The sequence below is a fragment of the Scandinavium sp. M-37 genome (assembly GCF_043558715.1).
GTDB classification, from domain to species: Bacteria; Pseudomonadota; Gammaproteobacteria; order Enterobacterales; family Enterobacteriaceae; genus Scandinavium; species Scandinavium vulneris_A.
The window spans coordinates 98057-120260 of the sequence record NZ_JBIGIN010000015.1 but is presented as its reverse complement, the minus strand read 5'-3'; the positions used below and the strand labels follow the sequence as shown (position 1 = coordinate 120260).

Here is a 22204-nt window from a genome sequence, read left to right as displayed (position 1 = left end):
TCCTCAAGATCTTTGATTTTTTTGATATCAGCGGCTTCCATCCCGCCATATTTCGCCTTCCAGTTGTAGTAGCTGGCTTCGGAAATAGCGGCTTCGCGGCACACATCTTTGACGGTACGCCCGGCTTCGACAGACTTCAGAACGGCGATGATCTGGTGTTCGGTGAATCGGATCTTACGCATAGCGATCTCCTCAGGTGACATAATCAGTATGTCGGAAGATCTCTAAAAGTGAATGGTTCGGTTAAGCGGGATACTTACACACCCCTCCGTGATTTTCACCGTCACACCCGATCCGGTAGTAAATCCCGCCTCCGCCAGTCGCCCTTCAGGTGCAGGCTGGGGCGGCGTGAATAACAGATATGCTTAGACGGGGAGTATAAAAGGCGTGTAATAACCTGCGGTTACCCCCTTTTGAACGACGGCTTTATTAGTCAGCACCTTACTCAGTTGGTCGCCAACCTTTGGGGTGCAATTCAATGTTGTGCCGTAAGGACTTCAGTAAAACGTTACCTCATCATCGGCAACTTCAAATCATGTTTCTGCGCACAGGCGACCGCCTGTTCATAGCCCGCATCGGCGTGGCGCATTACGCCGGTTGCCGGATCGTTCCACAGGACGCGAGCCAGGCGTTTATCCGCTTCCGGCGTGCCGTCGCAGACAATCACCACTCCGGAATGCTGGGAGAAGCCCATTCCCACGCCGCCGCCGTGATGCAGGCTGACCCAGGTTGCGCCGCCTGCGGTATTGAGCAGGGCGTTTAGCAGCGGCCAGTCGGACACCGCATCGGAACCGTCTTTCATCGACTCGGTTTCACGATTCGGTGATGCGACGGAGCCACAGTCGAGGTGATCGCGACCGATAACGACCGGCGCTTTCAGCTCGCCGTTACGCACCATTTCATTAAACGCCAGGCCCGCCAGATGGCGTTCGCCCAGCCCCAGCCAGCAGATGCGGGCCGGTAAGCCCTGGAAGGCAATACGCTCCTGCGCCATGTCCAGCCAGCGGTGCAGGTGGGTATTGTCCGGGAACAGTTCTTTTAACTTGGCGTCAGTTTTGCGGATGTCGTCTTCATCGCCCGACAGCGCTACCCAACGGAACGGGCCTTTGCCTTCGCAGAACAGGGGGCGGATATAGGCCGGAACGAAGCCCGGGAAATCAAAGGCATTTTTCACCCCTTCATCCAGCGCCACCTGCCGAATATTATTCCCGTAATCGACGGTCGGCACGCCCATATGGTGAAAATCGAGCATCGCCTGGACGTGTACCGCCATCGAGGCGCGGGCCGCTTTTTCGACCGCTTTCGGCTGAGTTTCACGCTCGTCCAGCCAGCGGTTTACACTCCAGCCTGCCGGTAAATACCCGTTAATCGGGTCATGGGCAGAGGTCTGATCGGTAACGATGTCCGGGCGCATCCCGCCCGCTTTGGCACGTTTTACCAGTTCAGGCAGAATCTCTGCGGCGTTGCCGAGCAGGCCGACGGAGATGGCTTTTTTCTCGGCATTGGCCTGTGCGATCAGGGCCAGAGCCTGGTCGAGACGGGTGGCTTTGTAATCGACGTAGCGGGTCCGAATGCGGAAATCAATCCGTGACTCCTGGCACTCAATCGCCAACACCGATGCCCCGGCCAGCACGCCTGCCAACGGCTGTGCGCCGCCCATCCCACCCAGCCCGGCGGTGAGGATCCACTTCCCGCTGAGGTCACCGCTATAGTGCTGGCGGCCCGCCTCGGCAAAGGTTTCATAGGTGCCCTGCACAATGCCCTGTGCGCCGATGTAAATCCACGATCCGGCCGTCATCTGGCCGTACATCATCAGCCCGGCTTTATCGAGTTCGTGGAAGTGATCCCAATTGGCCCAGTGCGGCACCAGGTTGGAATTGGCGAGCAGCACGCGCGGTGCATCAGCATGAGTGCGGAAAACGGCGACCGGTTTGCCGGACTGGATAACCAGCGTTTCTTCCGGTTGCAGACACTCCAGCGAGCGCAGGATCTGCTCGAAGCATTCCCAGTTCCGTGCCGCTTTGCCGATCCCGCCGTAGACCACCAGATCTTCCGGACGCTCGGCGACATCCGGGTCGAGGTTGTTCTGGATCATGCGGTAAGCCGCTTCAATCAGCCAGTTGGCGCAGTGAAGTTTTTCGCCACGAGGCGCGCGAACCGTACGGGAGAGGGCAGTGGTCTGATGGGTAGTCATGTCATTCCTTCCAGAGACGTAAGTCGTGTCGGTTATCGGGTAAACGCAGCTGCGTTTGTTATGAATATGTAACAATAAAAGCGGTAATGTACATTCCTGTCTATACAACTTGACGTGATTTCCAGCGTAGATCACATTCGCTTTTATAAAATCTCGCTGTAACAGTCAGATAGCCGACAGGCTTAACCCTGATTTAACGCAGCGTTATCTCCGCCAGCAGCAGCGTGGCGTCGGGCGACTGCGGAACCAGCCCGCCCGGGGTCTGGTCTTGCCAGCAAACACCACTCTCTGCCGGGTAGCGTTCCCCGGCCATTTCCCAGCAACCCTGCAACACAAACGCCACGCCGTTGAGAGCGGGCGTCTGCGCGGTGGTAACCACCTTCACCTGTGCCGTCGCCCGGCTGCGTTGGGTCATGATGTTGAAATCCCGACCTGGCGTGACGATACCTTCCGTCGCCAGCGGCCACTCTCCGGCAAACGCCCACGGCTGCCAGCGCATCAACCGATGATTAACCTCGCCTCCCCGCAGCCACAGCGGGGCACCTGTCAACAAGGTGATCACCCGATCGACACCATCAAACAGCGAAAAAGCCCCATCGCTTTGCAGGGTGGCAATACTCGCCCGCCACAGAAACGCCGCATCCGGCGAGGCGATATTGATGATTTCACGGGTTTCCCCGCCGCCGTTTTTCCAACGGGTGACCGGCAGCGAACCTAACTGAAAGGGTGTGATCATCGGGCTTACTCCCTGGTTTTATCCGTTTAGTTGCTATGGTGATACATCTGGGATTCATTTTGATTACAAATTATTTACAACATGGCTCACAAATCCATCATTCGACGAGTGTGATGGAAAGTCAATGGTTGTATATACATGTTCTGTCATTTGTTGCACGCCATGCCTTAAGCATGAAACACGCTAATGAAATCGGGAGAATCATCATGAAGCAGCGCACCACTTTTCGCGGGATCTGTCTGACCACTCTGCTTTCAGGCCTGCTGTTGAGCGCCGGGGGCGTGAATGCCAAAGAGAGGACCTCGATTACCATCGCCACAGAAGGGGGCTATGAGCCGTGGAACCTGACGTTACCGGGCGGTAAGTTGAGCGGTTTTGAGCCTGAGCTGATGGAGAATCTGTGTCAGCGGATGGGCATCCAGTGCAAGCTGGTAGTGCAGAACTGGGACGGGATGATCGCCGGACTGAACGCCGGAAAATACGACGTCATCATGGATGCGATTGTCATCACCCCGGAGCGTAAAAAAGTCGTTAGCTTCACCGTGCCTTACGCTGCCACCCCGGCGTCGTTTATCACCGTGAAAGAGACACTGCTGCCGCCTGCGCCCGTTATCAAACTGCACGATGACGAAAAAGAGATCCAGGCGGCCATCGCCCCGCTGAAAGCTGCGCTGAAAGGCAAGACCATCGGCATTGCCTCCGGCACGGTCTACACCCCGTTTATCGACAAATACTTTAAAGACGTGGCCGACGTTCGCGAATACAACAGCTCGGCTGACGCAATACTTGATTTGCAATCAGAACGCATCGACGCGGTATTCGACGATATCACTTTCGCTAACTCCACGCTTGCTCGCCCGGAAAACAGCAACCTGACCTTCAGCGGCCCGCAGCTGAGCGGCCCTATCTGGGGCGAGGGGGAAGCGATGGGCGTGCGTCCCGCGGATGCGGAACTGAAAGCCAAACTCGATACCGCCATTAATGCGGCACTGGCAGATGGCACGGTGAAGAAACTGAGCGAAAAATGGTTTAAAGCCGACGTCACCCCATAAGCGAGGTTGAAAATGATGAATTTCCTGGGTCTGGGGGAAGACGGCTGGGGACGGTTGATCCTCAGCGCCACGCTAACCACACTGCTGCTCTCGATGGCGGCGCTGCTGGTAGGCGCGGTGGTCGGCGGGATGGTGGCTTCCGCTAAATTATCGCCCCGCGCGCCAGCTCGCTGGTTCGGCTCGGCATACTCGGTGGTGTTTCGCGGTATCCCTGAACTGCTGATTATCTATCTGTTTTATTTCGGCGGCTCCGGTCTGGTCTCGCTTATCGGCCAGATGTTCGGCGCAGACGGCTTTATCGAAATGCCGCCGTTTCTGATTGGCGCCCTGGCGATTGGCCTGATTTCCGCCTCGTATCAGGCCGAAGTCTACCGCGCCGCGCGTCTGGCGCTGTCGCCGGGAGAAGTCGAAGCCGCCCAGGCTATCGGTATGCCGCGCTGGCGCATTCTGCAACGGGTGATGCTGCCGCAGATTTTCCGTTATGCCTTACCGGGGCTGTCCAACGTCTGGCAGATGAGCCTGAAAGATTCGGCCCTGGTGTCGGTGACTGGCATCGTCGAACTGATGCGCGCCAGCCAGATTGCCGCCGGATCGACCCGCGATTATTTCCTGTTCTATCTGATTGGCGGCGGCTGCTATCTGCTGCTGACGCTGCTGTCGAACCGGGCTTTTATCAAAGCGGAAACTCGTCTCAACCGCGCATGGCAGCGCCGTACCGTGGCACAGGCTTAAGGAGCGCACATGGTTATCGACTTCGCATTTCTCGGCGACACCTTCCTCAAACTGAGTGCCGCATTGCCGGTAACGCTGGGACTGTTTGCCTGCTCTTTCCTGCTCGGCGGCGTGCTGGCGCTGGGAATTTTGGCGATGCGCATGAGTCAATGGCGCGTGATGAGCAGCTTTGCCCGGGGCTATATTCTGGTGTTTCGCGGTTCACCGTTGATGATCCAGCTGTTTCTGATTTATTACGGCCTCGGGCAGTTTGGCGTTATTCGCCACAGCTTCCTGTGGCCACTGCTGCGCGAGCCGTTTATCTGCGCGGTGCTGGCATTGGCGCTGTGTACGGCGGCGTATACGGCGGAGATCCTGCGCGGCGGTCTGCTGGCTATTCCGGCCGGACAAATTGAAGCCGGGCGCGCCTGTGGGATGTCACGTCTGCTATTGCTGCGGCGGATTATCGCCCCGGTGATGTTGCGTTATGCGCTGCCTGCCTATTCAACCGAAGCCATTTTGCTTGTGAAGTCGACGGCGCTGGCGAGCCTGGTCACGGTGTGGGATGTCACCGGCGTGGCGCAGCAAATCATTCAGCGGACCTATCGCACCATGGAAGTGTTTCTCTGCGCGGCAGCGATTTACCTGATCCTCAACTTTATTATCGTCCAGCTGTACGCCCTGCTTGAGCGTCGGTTGACGCCCCATACCCGTCAGAGCCCGAGAACCCTCGCGCTGAAGCCTGCCAGCAAAGGAGAATAACATGCACTATTTGCGTCCAGTCACCCTGTCGGTCAGCGGTATCCACAAATCCTTCGGCATGCTTGAGGTGTTGAAAGGTATCTCCATCGAGGCCCAAAAAGGTGACGTAATTTCGATTCTGGGAGCCAGTGGCTCCGGGAAAAGTACGCTGCTGCGCTGCATCAATCTGCTGGAAACCCCGGATGCGGGTGTGGTCAGCGTCGGCGGGGAAACCATCGAGATGAAGCAACACGCCCGTGGGCACCAGCTGGCGGCGAACCCTAAACAAATAGAGCGTCTGCGTTCGCGCCTCGGGATGGTGTTCCAGAGCTTCAACCTGTGGTCGCACATGACGGTGCTGCAAAACGTGATTGAAGGGCCGCATTACGTGCTCAAGCGCAACAAGCGCGAATGTATCGAACAGGCGGAGCAGCTGCTGGATCGCGTGGGCCTGCTCAACCGCAAAGATTATTACCCGGCCCAGCTTTCCGGCGGACAGCAGCAGCGCGTGGCGATTGCCCGGGCGCTGGCGATGGATCCTGATGTGATGCTGTTCGATGAGCCGACCTCGGCGCTCGATCCGGAACTGGTGGGTGAAGTGCTGAAAGTGATGCGTAGCCTGGCTGAAGAGGGGCGCACCATGCTGGTGGTGACGCACGAGCTCGGTTTTGCGCGGCATGTGTCAAACCGCGTGGTGTTCATGCATCAGGGCAATATCGATTGTGAGGGCGCGCCGGACGCGCTGTTTGGTGAGCGGGGATCGCCCCGTTTTCAGCAGTTCATCTCCAGCCATTATCAGAAGGAGCAGTCCCTGTGAATGCAACGGTAGAGTGGGGCGATGAACCTTTACGCTGGCAGGATGTGGCTCGCGTCGCGCGGGGCAAAGCGACCTTAACCCTCAGCGACAGCGTCTGGTCGCGCCTCGCGCAGGGACGCGAAATAGTGGCCCTGATTGTGGCTTCAGGCCACGTGGCGTATGGCGTTAACACTGGTCTGGGCGCGTTGTGCAATATCAGTTTGCCGGAAGAACAACTCAGCCAGCTGTCGCGCAATACTTTGCTGAGCCACGCCTGTGGCGTCGGTCCGCTGCTGGATGAGGCGCAAACTCGGGCCATCATGTGCGCAGCGATTGCCAATTACAGCCATGGTAAATCCGGGATCTCCCCGGCGATTATCGAACAGCTATTGGCGTTTTTGAATCAGCAGATTACCCCGCAGGTGCCATCGCAGGGATCGGTCGGCTATCTCTCACACATGGCACACATTGGCCTGGCGCTGATGGGCGTCGGCGATGTCAGCTGGCGGGGCGCGGTAGTTCCCGCCGAACAGGCGCTGGCCGAGGCCGGGCTTAAGCCGATTTCACCCGGTGCGAAAGAGGGGCTGAGCCTGGTGAACGGCACGCCGTGCATGACCGGCCTGGCCTGTCTGGCGCTGGACGACGCACAGCGTCTGCTGGATTGGGCAGACGTCACTGGCGCGATGAGTTTTGAAGCGCTGCGCGGGCAAATCGTCGCCTTCGACGAAGAGATCCTCGCCCTGAAAGCCAGCCCGGGCATTCAGCACAGCGGTGCCCGCCTGCGCAGATTATTGGCCGACAGCGCGCTACTGGCCGAAAGCGTTGGGGTTCGTACCCAGGATGCGCTCAGTTTGCGCTCAATGCCGCAGGTTCACGGCGCGTGTCGGGATCAGTTTATTCACGCGCGTCAGCAGGTTGAAACTGAGCTCAACGCCTGCACCGATAATCCGCTGGTGCTCGGCACGCCGGATAACTGGCGCGTTGTGTCGCAGGCCAATCCGCACGGTGAATCGGTGGCGATGGCCTGTGATGTGCTGGCGATTGCCATGGCGGAGTTGGGCAGTATGTCTGAGCGTCGCCTCGACCGGCTGGTTAACCCGCTGGTGAGCGGCTTACCGGCGTTTCTGGTGGCGAAACCCGGGGTCAATTCCGGGATGATGATCGCCCAGTACGTGGCGGCCTCGCTGTGCGGTGAGAATAAACAGCTTGCCCAGCCCGCAGTGCTGGATAACTTCGTGACTTCCGCTTTGCAGGAAGACCACTTAAGCCTCGGTACCGGTAGCGCGCTCAAGCTGCATCGCCTTCTCGGCAACCTGTATCACATCATCGGGATCGAATATCTGCTGGCGGCTCAGGCGCTGCATTTCCACGGTGAACATAAACTGGCGCCCGGCACCCGTCAGAGTCTGGCGCTGCTGCGCGAAACCGTCGCCCCGTGGGAAGACGACCGCTGGCTGGCACCGGAGATTGGCAAAGCGGTCAACGTGCTTAAACATCATCAACCGGGATTTTAGCGAGGCATCCATGTCGTCATTTTCATCAGCCGACCCGCAGGCAGGGCGGAAACAGGGGCGAATTTCCGAAACGCGCTCCATTGATTACATCCCGGATAACGAGCGTCACGGGCAGATTTTCAGCCAGTTCACGCTGTGGTTTGGCGGCAATTTACAGATAACCGCGATAGTCACCGGTGCGCTGGCGGTGGTGCTGGGTGGCGACGTGGTGTGGTCGCTGATGGGTCTGCTGGTGGGGCAAGTTCTTGGCGCGGCGGTGATGTCGCTGCATGCGTTACAGGGTCCACGTCTGGGCTTGCCGCAGATGATAATCAGCCGCGCGCAGTTCGGCGTCTTCGGGGCAGTTATCCCGCTGGCGCTGGTGTGTGTGATGTACGTCGGCTTCTCGGCCAGCGCGACGGTTACTGGAACCTGTTTGCCGGGAATGACGTGTCGTGGATGATCGGCTGGTTTGGTACTGCGCTGCTGTATATCGGCTTGCACAAGCTGGATCGCAGAGTATTGCCTGCGCAGACAATTTACCCGTCATAAAAATTAGCCCGGCGGCGCTTCGCGTGCCTGGCCTACGGAATCGGAATGTAGGCTTGTGCAAGCGAAGTGCCGCCGGGCAATTTGTGTGTTATGCCTGCGGGTCAATCAACCAGGTGCCGGGTTTATCCACGGTGATGGTCGCGCTCCGGGTCTGCTGCCCGTTACGCAGCGTCAGCTGGTATTTGCCCGGGGAGAATTGCACCGCCGCATAGCCGTTCACCGGGGTTGGCATTTTCTGCACTTTGCCGTTCACTTCCAGCTGATCACCATTCGCCACGTGAATATACACCCGGGTGAGGGCGGCCCCCGCTCCTGCTGATTTGGTGATGGTCCCGGTTGGTGCGGCGCTGCGTACCGGGGCGGTGGACGCCACCTCGGTGGATGCGCTGCGACCAAACAATACCCCTCCGGCGACCAGACCCACCAGCACGCCAGCGGCAATCTGTAACGGCGTGCGCTGCTTTTTCCACCAGGGTTCGGCGGCGTTGGGTTCTTTCGGCGGCTGCTCCACCGGAACTAACATCGACCCGGTCGGGCTGGCCGACGGCAGTTCCCCGGCCTGGTTCAGGGGAATACCCGCCAGCGCGGCGAACTCGGCGATGGTCTGCGGACGGTCTTCCGGTCTCAGGGCCAGCGTGCGGTCAATGGCCTGCAACAACGGCAGGGAATACCCTTCCGGGGCGCTTTCAGCCAGCGGAACGCAGTTATCCTGAATACTGCGCGTGACGCTGGCGGGCGGGCGATTGCCGGTGATCAGCGTGTAGAGGATCGCGCCCAGGGAATAGATATCGGTCCACGGGCCGGGCGGATTGTCGATATCGTCAGAATATTGCTCCAGCGGAGTAAAGCCCGGATGCAGCAGCGTTTTATTCACTTCACCATTTTCACTGCTGGTCTGGCGCAGAGCCCCAAATTCCAGCAGCAGCGGCAGGCCGTTGTCCTGGATATGGATGCTGTTGAGCGACAGCCGACAATGGATAAAGCCTTTGTCGTGCAGCGCCGCCAGCGCCCCGCAGAGCATTGGCAGCATTCGGCGCAGCCAGGCTTCGTTGATCTGTTCGGGATGTTGCTGAAAGAGATCGGCCAGCGAGACGCCGCTGTAAACCGGGGTCGCGGCGTAGGCCGTTTCGTTATAGGTCCAGAAACGCAGAATTTGCACCACGTTCGGGTGATTCAGGCGCGCAAGCTGGCGGGCTTCGTGAATAAACCCCTCCAGCCCGACGCTAAACGCCGACTGATCTTGCTTGCTGCGCGGCACCAGACGCTGGCTCTCGCTGCGAACGGTCAGGGTGCGCGGTAAAAATTCGCGGATCGCCACCTGACGTTCGAGCTGATGGTCCAGGGCGCGGTAGACGATGTTGTCGTTACTGGTGTCAATGACATCCTGAATTTCAAACTCATCAAAACGATAACCTGGGGGCAGAGCGTCGGGCGGTCGCTGTGTGTAATCGGTATCTGTCATGCTACGGATCTCAGCTCTTTAAGTGACAACATCAATTCTGGGTGCGCCATGCGCCGACTGCCGGATCGCGTAACTGCGTTTGCAGCGAGTCAATCAACAGCAGGGTCATCGGGGATTTCGGCTCCAGCCAACCCGCCCAGGCTTTACGCACCTGATTGAGCTGCGTTTGCAGGCTGGCTTCATCCATCGCCATTTCACGCGGGACTTTGACGGCAATGGTGCCGGTCGCCACCCAGGCGTTGAGTTCAGGTTTGTACGGCAGGATCATCCAGCTCTGCGGTGCCTGTTCGTTGCTCACCACCATCCGCTCGTTGTTGAGCGTGGTAATCAGCAGGCTGTTGGCATCGGCCCCGTCGCGCAGACCGCTGACCGGGAAACCGTGGACGAAGGTCATCGGCAGACGCTTCTCGCCCGCGCTGCCGCTCTGGACAACCTCGCTACGACCGCTTAACCAGCCACCTTTTTCACATAGGCCATCGGGGATAAACAGCGCCGATGCGCCGGAACCGGCGGTCCAGAAGGTGCGCAAATGGCAGCCATCCTGCAAGGTAAATTCCTGCCACGGGGTTCTGTCGGCGGGAACAGATTTTTCGTTGGATTGCGTTGGGGCGGCGGCATCGCTTTCCTGAATGGGTGTCACGTTGACATCCCAGTCGCTGTCGCGATCGGCTGTACCAAAGGCCAGCATCGCGCCCTGCGGATCTTCCATTCGCCAATGCACCCGTTGCAGGGTCGAACACTGGCTTTCGAGCAGCGTGCCGAGTCGCGGCATAAACCCGTTCAGGATAGACGGGTTCTGATCGCCGTTAGCCACAATGCGCAACGGTAATTCTTTCGCGCACCAGCTCTGCGGCGAATTACTTTTGATGTTATCAATCCAGATATCCAGCTTCTGCGAGGGTGACTGGACAAAACGGTAGTTTTCCGCCCAGGCGCCAGAAGATGCCAGCAGCAATGCCACACCTGAAAGCCAGAATTTCATAGATTTCCTTTATGCATCCAAAAACGGGTAAACAGAAACGCGGGGACAGAATAAAGATTAGTTAATAATCCAGGTTCCGCTGTTGGCGTTCTGACAAGCCTTACTGTTGCTATCCACGTTCACGCAGGTAGTTTTTTTGCTGCCACCCTTCCGGGCACGCGGGCGATCTTTCTTCAGCGTTTGCGCATACAGCTCGCTTTTCACCAACGCGCGCGGCGGCACGTAGCCCATCAGCTCCTGCTTATCTTCTTGTGCAATCGCCAGCCAGTCGTTCTCGACGCTGCCGAGCACGGTGTAGGTTTTGCCGTTTTCCAGCTCGCCCAGCACCTTGCCGCCAAAATCAGGCGTATTCATGACTGAACCGGCATACAGCGCCCGATAGCTGGTATTGATGGAGGTAAATTCTTTGGGTACGGCAACGATATAACGATGGGTAAGCGTGACGCCATTCACCTGGCTTGTGACCAGGGTGTCGTCAGTCATTTTCGGCGCAGGGGCTTTACAGCCGACCAGCACGGTGACGACCAATAGAGGCAATAAATTTCGCAATTTCATTCTGACGTTCCCTGCAACTCGAATGGTTTTGGGTATGGATATTTAACAAGTGTTTAGCACGGATGGGTTGATTTTACATAGCCTGATTAACAATACAATGCTGCTTACACGGATATTTCTGGTGCATCGGTTTGATTTATAAGCAAAGGCAGCGGCTGGCAGCGGTTTCTGCCGAGATTTACCTCAACGTGGGGGACCAAAGGAATGACTCCCGGCGAGGGTGGGAGTCATTTATGGCGTGAATGATTACTGCTTTTTATCCATCTCTTCTCTGGCGTCTATGGCCTTACAGTAGGACGGTCAGGGTTTGGCGTAAACGACAAAATAGCCTTTGCTTCTAGCGGACGGATCTCTTTCGAGCGCAGGGTGACCCTGACCGGCACCGATTTATATGACGGGGTGCCGCTGTCTTCATCCAGATAATTCAGCGGCACCAGCACATTGGCTTCCGGGTAATACGCCCCGACCGAGCCGGGCGCGATGTTATAGGCCACCACGGTAATATCCTCTAAGCGCTGGTCACTGCCGGGTAGCGCGGTGGCAATATCCACCCGATCGCCATGCTCCAGCCCGAGCTGCGCCATATCGCCCTCATTCATAAACAGCACATCCCGTCGACCAAACACGCCGCGGTAACGGTCATCCAGCGCGTAAATGGTGGTGTTGTACTGATCATGGCTGCGCAGGGTTATCATGCGCAAAGTCTGTTCCCCTTCACCTTTGGCATTCTCATCAACGCCGTGAAACACCGAGAACATTGCTTTGCCGCTGGCGGTGGGCCAGACACGTTCCGTTGGTGGGAGTGGCATGCGAAAACCGCCCGGAACGCGGATCCGTTGGTTGTAATCGGTAAAGCCAGGAATGGTTTTTTCAATCAGATCACGAATGCGGTCGTAATCGGCGATCAGTTCGGTCCAGGCGACTTTGCTGTGACGCAGCGTCGCTTTCGCCATCCCCGCGACAATCGCTGGTTCTGAGAGCAGCAGTGGCGAGGCGGGTTTTAACTTGCCGGAGGAGGCGTGAACCATCGACATTGAATCTTCCACGGTGATCGACTGCCGACCGGTTTGTTGCAAATCCAGCTCGGTGCGGCCCAGACACGGGAAAATGTAGGTTTCTTTGGCGACCAGCAGATGGGTGCGGTTGAGTTTGGTGCCGACGTGGACGCTCAAATCGAGTTTTTGCATCGCCGGGAACGCCTGTGCGTGGTCGGGCATCGCCACTGCAAAGTTACCCCCGAGGCAGAGCATCGCTTTGGCCTGCCCGGCAATCATCGCCTGAGTCGCCATCACCGCATCATGTCCGTGTTTTGACGGAGGGGTAAAGCCAAACACCTCTTCGAGCCGGGAAAGGAACGCGGGCGTCGGTTTTTCCGTAATGCCCACCGTGCGGTTGCCCTGCACGTTGGAGTGCCCGCGCAATGGACAAATGCCCGCGCCCGGTTTGCCGATATTGCCGCGCATCAGCAGCAGGTCAGCAATTAAGCGCACATTGGCGGTGCCTTTATTGTGCTGGGTCACGCCCATGCCGTAGGTGATGATGGTGGCGTTCGATTTGGCGTAGGCCGTGGCTACGCTTTCCAGTTGAGCCCGGGTTAAGCCGGATTCCTGCTCGATAGCATCCCAGCCTGTGGCGCGAATATCCGCGGCGAAATCCTCAAAGCCCTCGGTGTGGGTGCGAATAAATTCTGCGTCCAGCACGCCGCCACGTTGCGCATCCAATGCCAGCAGATGTTTGGCAATGCCTTTTAAGGCCGCCGCATCGCCCCCGGCCTTGACCTGGAAATAGGTCGACGCGATATCCGTCGAGCTGTAGGTCGCCATTTCGATAACGCTCTGCGGATCAGCAAAACGCTCCAGGGCGCGCTCCCGCAGCGGGTTAAAGACGATGATCGGCACCCCGCGTCGGGCCAACTCGTGCAAAGTGCCCATCATCCGCGGATGGTTGGTGCCCGGGTTATGGCCAATGGAAATCACCAGCTCGGTTTTATCAAAATCGTCGAGCGAGACCGTGCCCTTACCGATACCAATCGAACGCGGTAAACCGGTGCTGGTGGCTTCGTGGCACATATTGGAACAGTCGGGGAAGTTATTGGTGCCGAGTTCGCGGGCAAAGAGCTGGAATAAATACGCGGCTTCGTTTGAGGCGCGACCGGAGGTGTAGAACTCGACCTCCTCCGGGGCCAGCCCGCGCAGAATTTCGCCGATGCGCGCGAAGGCTTGCTCCCATTCGACCGGACGCAGGGTATCACTGGCGGGGTCGTACACCAGCGGATGCGTCAGACGGCCATAGCCCTCCAGCTCAAAATCACTTTTCTCCAGCAGCGCTGTGACGCTATTAGCGGCAAGGAATTCCGGGGTAACGCGTTTGCTGGTCGCTTCCCAGGTCACAGCTTTGGCACCGTTTTCGCAGAACTGGAAGGTAGATTTATGTTCCTTATCCGGCCATGCGCAGCCGGGGCAATCGAACCCGTCCGGCTGATTGGTTCGCAGCAACGTGGCGGGGGCGTCAAGGGTGTCCATTTGGGTCCGCACCGCAATCGCCGTGGCTTTCAGCGCTCCCCATCCACCAGCAGGCCCGTCGTAATGTCTTATTCCGGGTACTGCACGTCGTTTGTTGCTCATATTGGCTCCTGCTGAAGGGTTTCAGGAACTATTTTACACAGACCCGGCAGTAAAATCTTTTTGTTAGCTATTTGTATAGTAATTTGTAAAAGCGTAACTGTTTGGTTATATTTGAGCTCGATGAGGTTCAAAGACAAATATTGTCATTTTATTCAAAGAAATATTACCGCGTGTAACTATTCGGACAATACGAGTATTAAAGGGTTACCCATGAGGAAGAGATATGAGGCTTAAACTAATCGTCAAAAGTCTTGCGTTGGCAGGACTGCTTTCATCCACTGCAATGACGCCACTGTTTGCGCAGGAATCCCCCAAAGAAGCGACCGCTTCAACCAAACAAGCTAACGACGCACTCTATAACCAGCTTCCTTTTTCTGATAACACCGATTTCACCAACGCGCATAAAGGCTTTATTGCCGCTATCCCTACCGATGTCATAAAGGGTGAGCAGGGTAATGTGGTCTGGGATCCGCAGAAATATTCCTTTATCAAAGAAGGCGAAAAAGCGCCGGATACCGTCAACCCAAGCCTGTGGCGTCAGTCTCAGCTGATCAATATCAGCGGTCTTTTTGAAGTGACCGACGGTGTGTATCAGATTCGTAATCTCGATTTATCCAATATGACCATTATTGAGGGTAAAGAGGGGATTACCGTTGTTGATCCGCTGATTTCCGCAGAAACAGCCAAAGTAGGTATGGATTTATACTTCAAGAATCGGGGTAAAAAACCGGTTGTTGCAGTGATTTATACCCACAGCCACGTGGACCATTACGGCGGCGTGCGCGGGGTTGTTGATGAGGCGGATGTGAAGTCGGGCAAAGTGAAGATTTATGCCCCGGCAGGCTTTATGGACGAAGCGGTGTCCGAGAACATTATGGCGGGTAACGTCATGAGCCGCCGTGCCAGCTATATGTATGGCAACCTGTTGAAACCTGATGCGAAAGGTCAGGTTGGCGCTGGCCTGGGGACCACCACCTCAGCGGGTACAGTGACGTTGATCGCACCGACCAACTACATCACCAAAACCGGGCAAAAAGAGACCATTGATGGCCTGACCTACGATTTCATGATGGCTCCAGGATCTGAAGCACCGTCTGAAATGCTGTGGTATATCGAAGAGAAAAAACTCATCGAAGCCGCGGAAGATATCACCCACACGCTGCACAATACCTACTCGCTGCGCGGGGCGAAAATTCGTGATCCACTGGCATGGTCAAAATACATCAATGATGCGATTAACCGCTGGGGTGATAAGGCTGAAATCATCATGGCTCAGCACCACTGGCCAACGTGGGGGAACGAGAACGTCGTTAACCTGATGAAAGGCCAGCGTGATATGTATCGCTATATCAACGATCAGACCTTACGTCTGGCTAACACCGGCCTGACACGGGATGAAATTGCTGCCAATTTCAAACTTCCTGACGGCCTGGCTAAGGCCTGGGCAAGCCGTGGCTATTACGGTTCAGTGAGCCACGATGTTAAAGCCACCTATGTGCTTTACCTCGGCTGGTTCGATGGCAACCCGGCAACCCTCGATGAACTGCCGCCAGAAGAAGCAGCGAAGAAATTCGTCGAGTATATGGGTGGTGCCGATAACATCCTGAAAAAAGCGAAAGCCGATTACGACCAGGGGAACTACCGTTGGGTTGCGCAGGTGGTGAGTAAAGTCGTCTTCGCCGATCCAAACAACGAAGCGGCCCGTAATCTGGAAGCGGATGCCCTCGAGCAAATGGGATACCAGGCTGAATCAGGCCCGTGGCGTAACTTCTACCTGGCCGGGGCGCAGGAACTGCGTAATGGCGTTCAGAAATTACCGACACCTAATACGGCAAGTCCGGATACGGTGAAAGCGATGACACCTGAGATGTTCTTCGATTACCTCGGGGTGCATATCAATGGTGAAAAAGCGGCCAACGCCAAAGCGGTATTTAATGTCGATCTCGGCAGCGACGGCGGCAAATATAAGCTTGAGTTGGAAAATGGCGTACTGAACCATACTGCGGGTGCCGAAGCGAAAGACGCAGATGCGAGCATTACGCTGAACCGCGAAACGCTGAATAAGATCATCCTGAAAGAAGAGACCCTGAAACAGGCTGAAGATAAAGGTGATGTGAAGGTAACGGGGAACGGGGCCAAGCTCGACGAAATGTTGGGCTACATGGACAAGTTTGAGTTCTGGTTCAACATCGTCACACCATAACGTGTTCCCCTGCGGCTTGCGCGCCGCAGGGGATTTTAATCAGGTGATCCTATGCGTCTTTCCTACTCATTTTTGCCTTCAATTTTATGCCTTGCTTCCAGTTATGCGTTCGCCGCTGAAGATCATGCTCCCGATGCGGCACAGGCCAACAACCCGCTGGCGAATATGACTGCCTTTAATATGCAGAACTATTACATCGGGGATGTCAGCGGCACAGACCAGGATGCGAATCAGTTCTGGTTCCGTTACGCGCAACCTTTTTCGTTAGGTGAGAGCCATTGGCTATTGCGAGGTTCATTACCGATTAATACCTATCCTGTGGCACCGACCGGCGGGCATAAAACAGGGTTGGGTGATTTAAATCTGTTTGCTTCATGGCTGATTGATACCGGTAATCCAGCAGTGAGTTTTGGTTTTGGTCCGCAAATTACGGCGCCGACCGCAACGGAAGATGCGCTGGGAACAGAAAAATGGTCAGCGGGCCTGGTCAACGTGCTCTTTGACGCCAGTTCGCCAAAATTCCAGTACGGTTATCTCGCCTCATGGCAGCATAGTTTTGCGGGAGAAGATAATCGCAGTGATGTGAATCTCGGCACATTCCAGCCATTTTTATTCTATCAATTGGGCGGGGGCACCTATCTGAGAGCCGCGCCAATCTGGGTCTACAACTTCCAGAATGACAGCTACAGCGTGCCACTGGGTTTAGGGATCGGACAGGTTATCAAGCAGGATAAAACCGTCTACAACTTCTTTGTCGAACCGCAAGGTTCGGTGGCAGACCACGGCCCAGGCCAGCCGCGCTGGCAGATTTTCTTCGGGTTAAACCTGCAGTTCCTCGATTAATACGGTCGGGGTAAATCCTTTTAATTAAATGCAGTGACCATTAGCCCGGTAATTTTACTCTTCCGGAATTTGCATAAAATAGAGAGGAAGTCTATTACCGGGCCCGAATGCCGGGTCTGTTTTATTAATTTTGTGGGTTATTATATTCTACGGAAGGATATTTTATGCGTTATACACCTTTTTTGATTGTGCCTTTATTGAGTGCCTGTAGTGTTAGTTTTATGAAGTTTGATAACGATCCGCTGGTGCAGGCGACGTATGCCACTGATGCGACAAAAAGCTCGGTAATGGCTGCGGGAGGTAAACCAGACAGTGAGATGGCTGTGCCTGAAATTAACGGGACATGCATCAACTACACGCTGAAAAAAGACGCAGAGTCCATGCCATTTTATGTGGCGTTCGATAAGAATGGAAAGCGCAAACACTACGGCTATATCACTTGCCAGCAGGCGAGAGCGAAGGGCGTATTCAGTCAGTAAACCTAGTTAATACCCTTCCTCTTCTCACGCTCAACAGCGGGAAGAGGAAGGCGTAAATGGGTTTGACGCTTAGTAGCCGGCTGCCTTGTTAGCGGCTTTTATACGCTTATTTCTGGCATCTTTTTCTTGTTGGTCTTTTGCCTGCATTATTCCACCCGCAGCATCTATCCAATCATTTGCGGTACAGCCTGATAATCCCACGCTCAACAGCAGGGCATAGATATACTTCATTTTCGCTCCATCATTTGATTATTGTATAAATAACGTCCGTGTGAAAAACAACGTATTTGACGCCAGGGCCGTTATTTTAACAAATAATAAAGGGGAGCGGGGAGTGTTTATTGCCAGTAAAGCGGTTTGCCGAATACATCAATATAGTAATCGATGACCGTCCGCACGTTAAGCGGCGGGTGCCGGGCATTGGGATAGATTGCCGCGATGTTCTGTGGCTCGGTCTTGATAGAGGTTTCCATTGCCGGGAGCAGCTCAACCAGTTCGCCGCTTTGTAATCGCTCCCCAATAAGCCAGTCAGGGAAAAGCACGATGCCCATCCCACCCAACGCGGCGATCAGCAGCGTTTCCGCATTGTTGGATAACATCAACGGCGAGACGGGGTAGTGGACCCACTCCCCGCCAGGCTGGCGCACTAACCACCGATTCGGCCCGGATGAGCCACGATAGACCAGACATTTGTGGTGGTTCAGGTCCTCTGGCTTCTGAGGTGTACCGTTCTTACGCAGATAGTCCGGTGACGCCGCCAAATGATAAAACTGCTGTCCGAACACTCGCGCGTGAAAAGAGGAGTCGGTCAACGCACCGATACGGAAGATAACGTCCGCGGCATCCCGATGCGGATCGATAAAATCATCGGTTAATGTCAGTTCGATGCTGAGCCGGGGATAACGTTCGGTCAGGCCGGGCAGGGCGGGGGCGACGTGACGCTGCCCGAAAAATACCGGGGCATTGATCCGAATAACCCCGGACGGCTCCTGGGTTCTGGCATCCAGTTCCCGACGCGCATCTTCAAGATTAGTGGCCATCGCCCGCGCATAGCGGATAAAGAGATGGCCACTTTCGGTGGGGATGACAGCCCGGGTATTACGGTAAAACAACTGCTGACCGAGGGCATCCTCTAGCTGATGGATGACGCGTGAAACCTGCGAGGCAGAGATCCCTTCCCGACGTGCCACCCCGGAAAAATTCTGGGTTTCATACACCTCAATAAAGAGCAGTAACGAGCGAATGCTCATGTTTCCGGGGTTATTCATTAATGCATATCCTGCACAGGTGTTTCCTGCATTATGGCATTTTTCTCATCGCCGAACATGGGTAGTCTTCACCATCTGAATAATGGGAGACTATTTTGCTATGCAGGTATTATTGATTTTACTCGTCATTGCCGCAGGGATGGGGCTGTCCGTAGAGGCAGGATTGCTGGGGCCGCTGGGCAGTAAAGTGGGTGACTTATGGGCAACGTTCAGCATCTTTGGGGTCGGGGCTGCACTGACCTTTCTGCTGATGCTGTTTTTCAGCCCGCGAAACAGCGCGTCGTTTTTTTCACAGCCTTCATGGACATTATTGGGCGGCGTCCTGGGGCCTGTCTACGTGATCATTTTGACCGTTGTTACCCCGGCTATTGGCATCGCAATGACGATGATCGGCATCCTGGCGGGTCAGGTGTTTAAAAGCCTGGTGATTGATCACTATGGTCTGCTGGGAACAGCGCGTCGCAAAATCGACAACAAACGCATTATCGCGCTGGTTTTCATCATTGCGGCACTGATTTTGGTTGCACAGGGGTAAGGTAACGACATGACAATTATTATGATTCTTTTAGCAGTGGCCGGTGGCGCCACCCTGAGTATTCAGGCCGCCATTAACGGGCAACTGGGCAGTAAAGTGGGGGTCTTCAAAAGCGCGTTCCTGACGTTTTCCGTCGGGGCGCTGGTGACCGGCCTGCTTATCTTTTTCTTTGAGCCTAAACATGCCCTGAGCCTGATGGATGTTCCTAAATGGCAACTGCTGGGGGCGATGTTCGGCGTTCCCTACATTGTTGTTATGGTGTTGGCCGTGCAACGTATCGGCACGGCGGTCGCCACGGTGGCGGTGATATTCGGTCAGTTAACTATGAGTATGCTCATCGATAACTTTGGCTGGCTGGACAATGCGTCGATCCCGTTCTCGATCAGCCGTCTCGGGGCAGTGATCTGCTTAGGGATCGCGCTGTTCTTTATCTACTCCAGCGGCAGAACGACGGTGCCTGAGGATAAGAAGGCGCTTGAAAAGAGTGCCGTAAACAATTAGGCATTAGTCGATAAGCGCCCATAAAAAAATCCACGCGGGAGCGTGGATTTTCACTGTGTACAGCAGAAGGGAGACTTAGACGTTGAACAGGAAGTTCATCACGTCGCCATCTTTAACGATGTAGTCTTTACCTTCGGCACGCATCTTACCGGCTTCTTTCGCGCCTTGTTCACCTTTGTAGGTGATGAAGTCTTCGAAGGCGATGGTCTGCGCACGGATGAAGCCTTTTTCGAAGTCGGTGTGGATTTTACCGGCAGCCTGCGGGGCAGTCGCGCCAACAGGGATGGTCCACGCGCGAACTTCTTTCACGCCAGCGGTGAAGTAGGTCTGCAGGTTCAGCAGTTCGTAACCAGCGCGGATAACGCGGTTCAGACCTGGCTCTTCAATACCCAGCTCGGCCATGAATTCTTCACGGTCGGCGTCGTCCAGTTCAGCGATGTCGGATTCAACGGCGGCGCATACAGCAACCACAACGGAACCTTCGCCAGCGGCGATTTCACGCACTTTGTCGAGGTATGGGTTGTTTTCGAAACCGTCTTCGTTGACGTTAGCGATGTACATGGTTGGCTTCAGGGTCAGGAAGCTCAGATATTTGATTGCCGCTTTATCTTCGTCAGTCAGATTCTTCAGCGCGCGCAGCATACCGGCGTTTTCCAGCTGAGGCAGGCATTTTTCCAGCGCCGCCAGTTCCGCTTTCGCGTCTTTATCACCGCCTTTGGCTCTCTTCTGTACGCGATGAATGGCGCGTTCGCAGGTGTCGAGGTCAGACAGCGCCAGCTCAGTATTGATAACGTCAATATCATCAGCCGGGTCGACTTTGTTATTTACGTGGATAATGTTGTCGTTTTCAAAGCAGCGAACCACGTGGCCAATAGCTTCTGTTTCACGGATATTGGTCAGGAACTGGTTACCGAGACCTTCGCCTTTGGATGCGCCTTTCACCAGACCGGCGATGTCGACGAATTCCATGGTAGTCGGCAGAATACGCTGCGGCTTCACGATTTCAGCCAGCGCATCAAGACGCGGATCGGGCATCGGCACGACACCGGTGTTCGGCTCGATGGTACAGAACGGGAAGTTGGCCGCTTCGATACCCGCTTTGGTGAGCGCGTTGAACAGGGTGGATTTGCCGACGTTAGGCAGGCCGACGATACCGCATTTAAATCCCATGATGTAAATCACCTTAATCTTTGGTAATCAATCTGTTACGTTGAACAGATTGCATAAAAGTAAATAACTTCGCCTATTATACACGGCGCGGGGCAAAATTGCCGCCTGCCGGGCGTTATTGTGCTTTAAAAGCGTGTAAGCGGTTGGTGGCTTTAGTCAGGCCGTCTTTCAGCCAGATTTCCGTGCAGCGTGCCGCTTCGTCAACCGCGTCGTCAATCAGCTTCTGCTCAGCAGCCTGAGGTTTACCCAGCACGAAGCCGACAACTTTGTTTTTATCGCCCGGATGACCAATTCCCAACCGTAAACGGTGAAAATTAGGGTTATTGCCGAGTTTGCTGATGATGTCTTTTAGGCCGTTGTGGCCGCCGTGACCGCCGCCGAGTTTGAATTTCGCCACCCCCGGCGGTAAATCCAGTTCATCATGTGCCACCAGAATTTCATCCGGCGCGATGCGGAAGAAGGTCGCCATTGCCGCCACCGCTTTTCCGCTAAGGTTCATAAAGGTGGTCGGTACCAACAGGCGTACATCTTCGCCCGCGAGGTTGATGCGAGAGGTGTAGCCGAAGAATTTGCTCTCCTCGCGTAGCGGGGCGCGAAAACGATCCGCCAGTAAATCCACGTACCATGCCCCGGCATTATGGCGGGTAGCCGCGTATTCCGCGCCTGGATTGGCGAGCCCGACAATCAGTTTAATCGTCACGTTGTTATTCCTGGGTGAGTCGAAATCTGGCGCGTAGTGTACTGTAATCGCAGCGGTTGACACAATTGCGCCAGGCAGGCAAGGCGAAGCGGATAGTTACGTCGATGAACCATTATAAATTCATATAGTTCAGTCTGTTATTTGTAAAGTTTTGTTATCCAGATGTTCGTAATTGTGATCGCCTACGCACTTAACAAGCAAAGTGTTGTCTATACTTTACACACAAGGACCAGGGGTATTCCCTGTCAACCCAAAGTTCCGGAGGTGACATATGAAACGCAGATACGCTTCACGACTCGGTAACGTGCTCATGGGTTTAGGGTTAGTCGTCATGGTCGTTGGGGTGGGTTACTCAATTTTAAACCAACTGCCTCAATTTGACCTGCCGCAATATTTCTCACACGGCGCGGTGCTGAGCATTTTCCTCGGCGCGGTACTGTGGCTGGCAGGGGCCCGCGTGAGCGGCCACGAACAGGTAAGCGACAGATACTGGTGGGTGCGCCACTTTGATAAGCGCTGTCGTCGCAATGGCCAGCATCACAGCTAAGCCTGAACGGTGTGATGAGTTGGGGAAATGACCCCATGAACAGATACGATCCGGAGATGC

Annotated in this window: 23 protein-coding genes and 1 pseudogene; 12 read left to right on the top strand and 12 right to left on the bottom strand. The window is 55.5% G+C overall.

Going from position 1 to position 22204, the window contains the following annotated elements:
• From ACG0Z5_RS12950 to ACG0Z5_RS12935, 4 genes and pseudogenes are all read right to left on the bottom strand, one after another.
• Positions 1-182: transposase (locus ACG0Z5_RS12950; protein ID WP_394447927.1), on the bottom strand; the 182-nt coding region annotated here is incomplete at its 3' end.
• A 69-nt stretch (positions 183-251) separates the two neighbouring features.
• Positions 252-355, bottom strand: a pseudogene (locus tag ACG0Z5_RS12945) (SymE family type I addiction module toxin); the annotation flags it as partial.
• Between the two features lie 153 nt (positions 356-508).
• On the bottom strand, positions 509-2194 hold the full coding sequence (gene hutU, locus ACG0Z5_RS12940; protein ID WP_394447925.1) for a urocanate hydratase: 1686 nt from the start codon (positions 2192-2194) through the stop codon (positions 509-511).
• A 193-nt stretch (positions 2195-2387) separates the two neighbouring features.
• Positions 2388-2930, bottom strand: a complete 543-nt coding sequence (locus ACG0Z5_RS12935; RefSeq protein WP_394447923.1) for a HutD family protein — start codon at positions 2928-2930, stop codon at positions 2388-2390.
• A 206-nt stretch (positions 2931-3136) separates the two neighbouring features.
• Between ACG0Z5_RS12935 and ACG0Z5_RS12930 the strand changes: the two genes are divergently transcribed.
• The 6 genes from ACG0Z5_RS12930 to ACG0Z5_RS12905 all read left to right on the top strand — a co-directional run bounded on the left by ACG0Z5_RS12930 (position 3137) and on the right by ACG0Z5_RS12905 (position 8186).
• The gene (locus ACG0Z5_RS12930) at positions 3137-3982 is read left to right on the top strand and encodes a transporter substrate-binding domain-containing protein (RefSeq protein ID WP_394447921.1); all 846 of its coding nucleotides are present in this window, start codon (positions 3137-3139) and stop codon (positions 3980-3982) included.
• 12 nt (positions 3983-3994) lie between these two features.
• Positions 3995-4714, top strand: a complete 720-nt coding sequence (locus ACG0Z5_RS12925) for an ABC transporter permease (RefSeq protein ID WP_394447919.1) — start codon at positions 3995-3997, stop codon at positions 4712-4714.
• A gap of 9 nt (positions 4715-4723) precedes the next feature.
• Positions 4724-5455, top strand: coding sequence for an ABC transporter permease (locus tag ACG0Z5_RS12920; protein WP_394447917.1), 732 nt, complete (start codon positions 4724-4726; stop codon positions 5453-5455).
• Position 5456: 1 nt separating this feature from the next.
• On the top strand, positions 5457-6251 hold the full coding sequence (locus ACG0Z5_RS12915) for an ABC transporter ATP-binding protein (RefSeq protein ID WP_394447915.1): 795 nt from the start codon (positions 5457-5459) through the stop codon (positions 6249-6251).
• Positions 6248-7744 (top strand): histidine ammonia-lyase, encoded by a 1497-nt coding sequence (hutH, locus tag ACG0Z5_RS12910; protein ID WP_394447913.1) that lies wholly within the window; start codon positions 6248-6250, stop codon positions 7742-7744. Before ACG0Z5_RS12915 ends, hutH begins: the two co-directional genes overlap by 4 nt.
• Before the next feature lie 61 nt (positions 7745-7805).
• The gene (locus tag ACG0Z5_RS12905) at positions 7806-8186 is read left to right on the top strand and encodes a cytosine permease (protein WP_394447936.1); all 381 of its coding nucleotides are present in this window, start codon (positions 7806-7808) and stop codon (positions 8184-8186) included.
• A gap of 177 nt (positions 8187-8363) precedes the next feature.
• Here the strand turns inward: ACG0Z5_RS12905 and ACG0Z5_RS12900 are convergent, their stop codons facing one another.
• From ACG0Z5_RS12900 to ACG0Z5_RS12885, 4 genes are all read right to left on the bottom strand, one after another.
• Entirely contained in the window at positions 8364-9737 is a 1374-nt protein-coding gene (locus ACG0Z5_RS12900) for a serine/threonine protein kinase (RefSeq protein WP_394447911.1), read from the bottom strand.
• Positions 9738-9768: 31 nt separating this feature from the next.
• Positions 9769-10719: a hypothetical protein gene (locus tag ACG0Z5_RS12895; RefSeq protein ID WP_394447909.1), complete on the bottom strand. Its 951-nt coding sequence runs from the start codon at positions 10717-10719 to the stop codon at positions 9769-9771.
• Between the two features lie 57 nt (positions 10720-10776).
• Positions 10777-11274: an SH3 domain-containing protein gene (locus ACG0Z5_RS12890; RefSeq protein WP_394447907.1), complete on the bottom strand. Its 498-nt coding sequence runs from the start codon at positions 11272-11274 to the stop codon at positions 10777-10779.
• A gap of 278 nt (positions 11275-11552) precedes the next feature.
• Positions 11553-13898: an FdhF/YdeP family oxidoreductase gene (locus ACG0Z5_RS12885; RefSeq protein WP_394447905.1), complete on the bottom strand. Its 2346-nt coding sequence runs from the start codon at positions 13896-13898 to the stop codon at positions 11553-11555.
• A gap of 223 nt (positions 13899-14121) precedes the next feature.
• Between ACG0Z5_RS12885 and ACG0Z5_RS12880 the strand changes: the two genes are divergently transcribed.
• From ACG0Z5_RS12880 to ACG0Z5_RS12870, 3 genes are all read left to right on the top strand, one after another.
• Entirely contained in the window at positions 14122-16101 is a 1980-nt protein-coding gene (locus tag ACG0Z5_RS12880) for an alkyl/aryl-sulfatase (RefSeq protein ID WP_394447903.1), read from the top strand.
• Positions 16102-16152: 51 nt separating this feature from the next.
• Complete coding sequence (locus tag ACG0Z5_RS12875) at positions 16153-16944, top strand: hypothetical protein (RefSeq protein WP_394447901.1); 792 nt, start codon at positions 16153-16155, stop codon at positions 16942-16944.
• Positions 16945-17108: 164 nt separating this feature from the next.
• Positions 17109-17423 (top strand): hypothetical protein, encoded by a 315-nt coding sequence (locus tag ACG0Z5_RS12870; protein WP_394447899.1) that lies wholly within the window; start codon positions 17109-17111, stop codon positions 17421-17423.
• 69 nt (positions 17424-17492) lie between these two features.
• Here ACG0Z5_RS12870 and ACG0Z5_RS12865 read toward each other — a convergent pair whose 3' ends face one another.
• Together ACG0Z5_RS12865 and ACG0Z5_RS12860 are read right to left on the bottom strand one after the other, a co-directional pair.
• Positions 17493-17654, bottom strand: coding sequence for a hypothetical protein (locus ACG0Z5_RS12865; protein ID WP_394447897.1), 162 nt, complete (start codon positions 17652-17654; stop codon positions 17493-17495).
• Between the two features lie 107 nt (positions 17655-17761).
• Positions 17762-18691, bottom strand: coding sequence for a LysR family transcriptional regulator (locus tag ACG0Z5_RS12860; RefSeq protein WP_394447895.1), 930 nt, complete (start codon positions 18689-18691; stop codon positions 17762-17764).
• A gap of 100 nt (positions 18692-18791) precedes the next feature.
• On the opposite strand from ACG0Z5_RS12860, the gene ACG0Z5_RS12855 reads away from it, so the two are divergent.
• On the top strand, positions 18792-19226 hold the full coding sequence (locus ACG0Z5_RS12855) for a DMT family transporter (protein ID WP_394447893.1): 435 nt from the start codon (positions 18792-18794) through the stop codon (positions 19224-19226).
• 9 nt (positions 19227-19235) lie between these two features.
• Entirely contained in the window at positions 19236-19727 is a 492-nt protein-coding gene (locus tag ACG0Z5_RS12850) for a DMT family transporter (RefSeq protein WP_394447891.1), read from the top strand.
• A 75-nt stretch (positions 19728-19802) separates the two neighbouring features.
• Here ACG0Z5_RS12850 and ychF read toward each other — a convergent pair whose 3' ends face one another.
• Both ychF and pth read right to left on the bottom strand, forming a co-directional pair.
• On the bottom strand, positions 19803-20897 hold the full coding sequence (gene ychF, locus ACG0Z5_RS12845; protein WP_394447889.1) for a redox-regulated ATPase YchF: 1095 nt from the start codon (positions 20895-20897) through the stop codon (positions 19803-19805).
• Positions 20898-21012: 115 nt separating this feature from the next.
• Positions 21013-21597 carry an aminoacyl-tRNA hydrolase gene (gene pth, locus ACG0Z5_RS12840; RefSeq protein WP_394447887.1) on the bottom strand — a complete coding sequence of 195 codons (585 nt, stop codon included), beginning with the start codon at positions 21595-21597 and terminating at the stop codon, positions 21013-21015.
• Positions 21598-21868: 271 nt separating this feature from the next.
• On the opposite strand from pth, the gene ychH reads away from it, so the two are divergent.
• The gene (ychH, locus tag ACG0Z5_RS12835; protein ID WP_394447885.1) at positions 21869-22144 is read left to right on the top strand and encodes a stress-induced protein YchH; all 276 of its coding nucleotides are present in this window, start codon (positions 21869-21871) and stop codon (positions 22142-22144) included.
• Positions 22145-22204 lie beyond the last annotated feature (60 nt).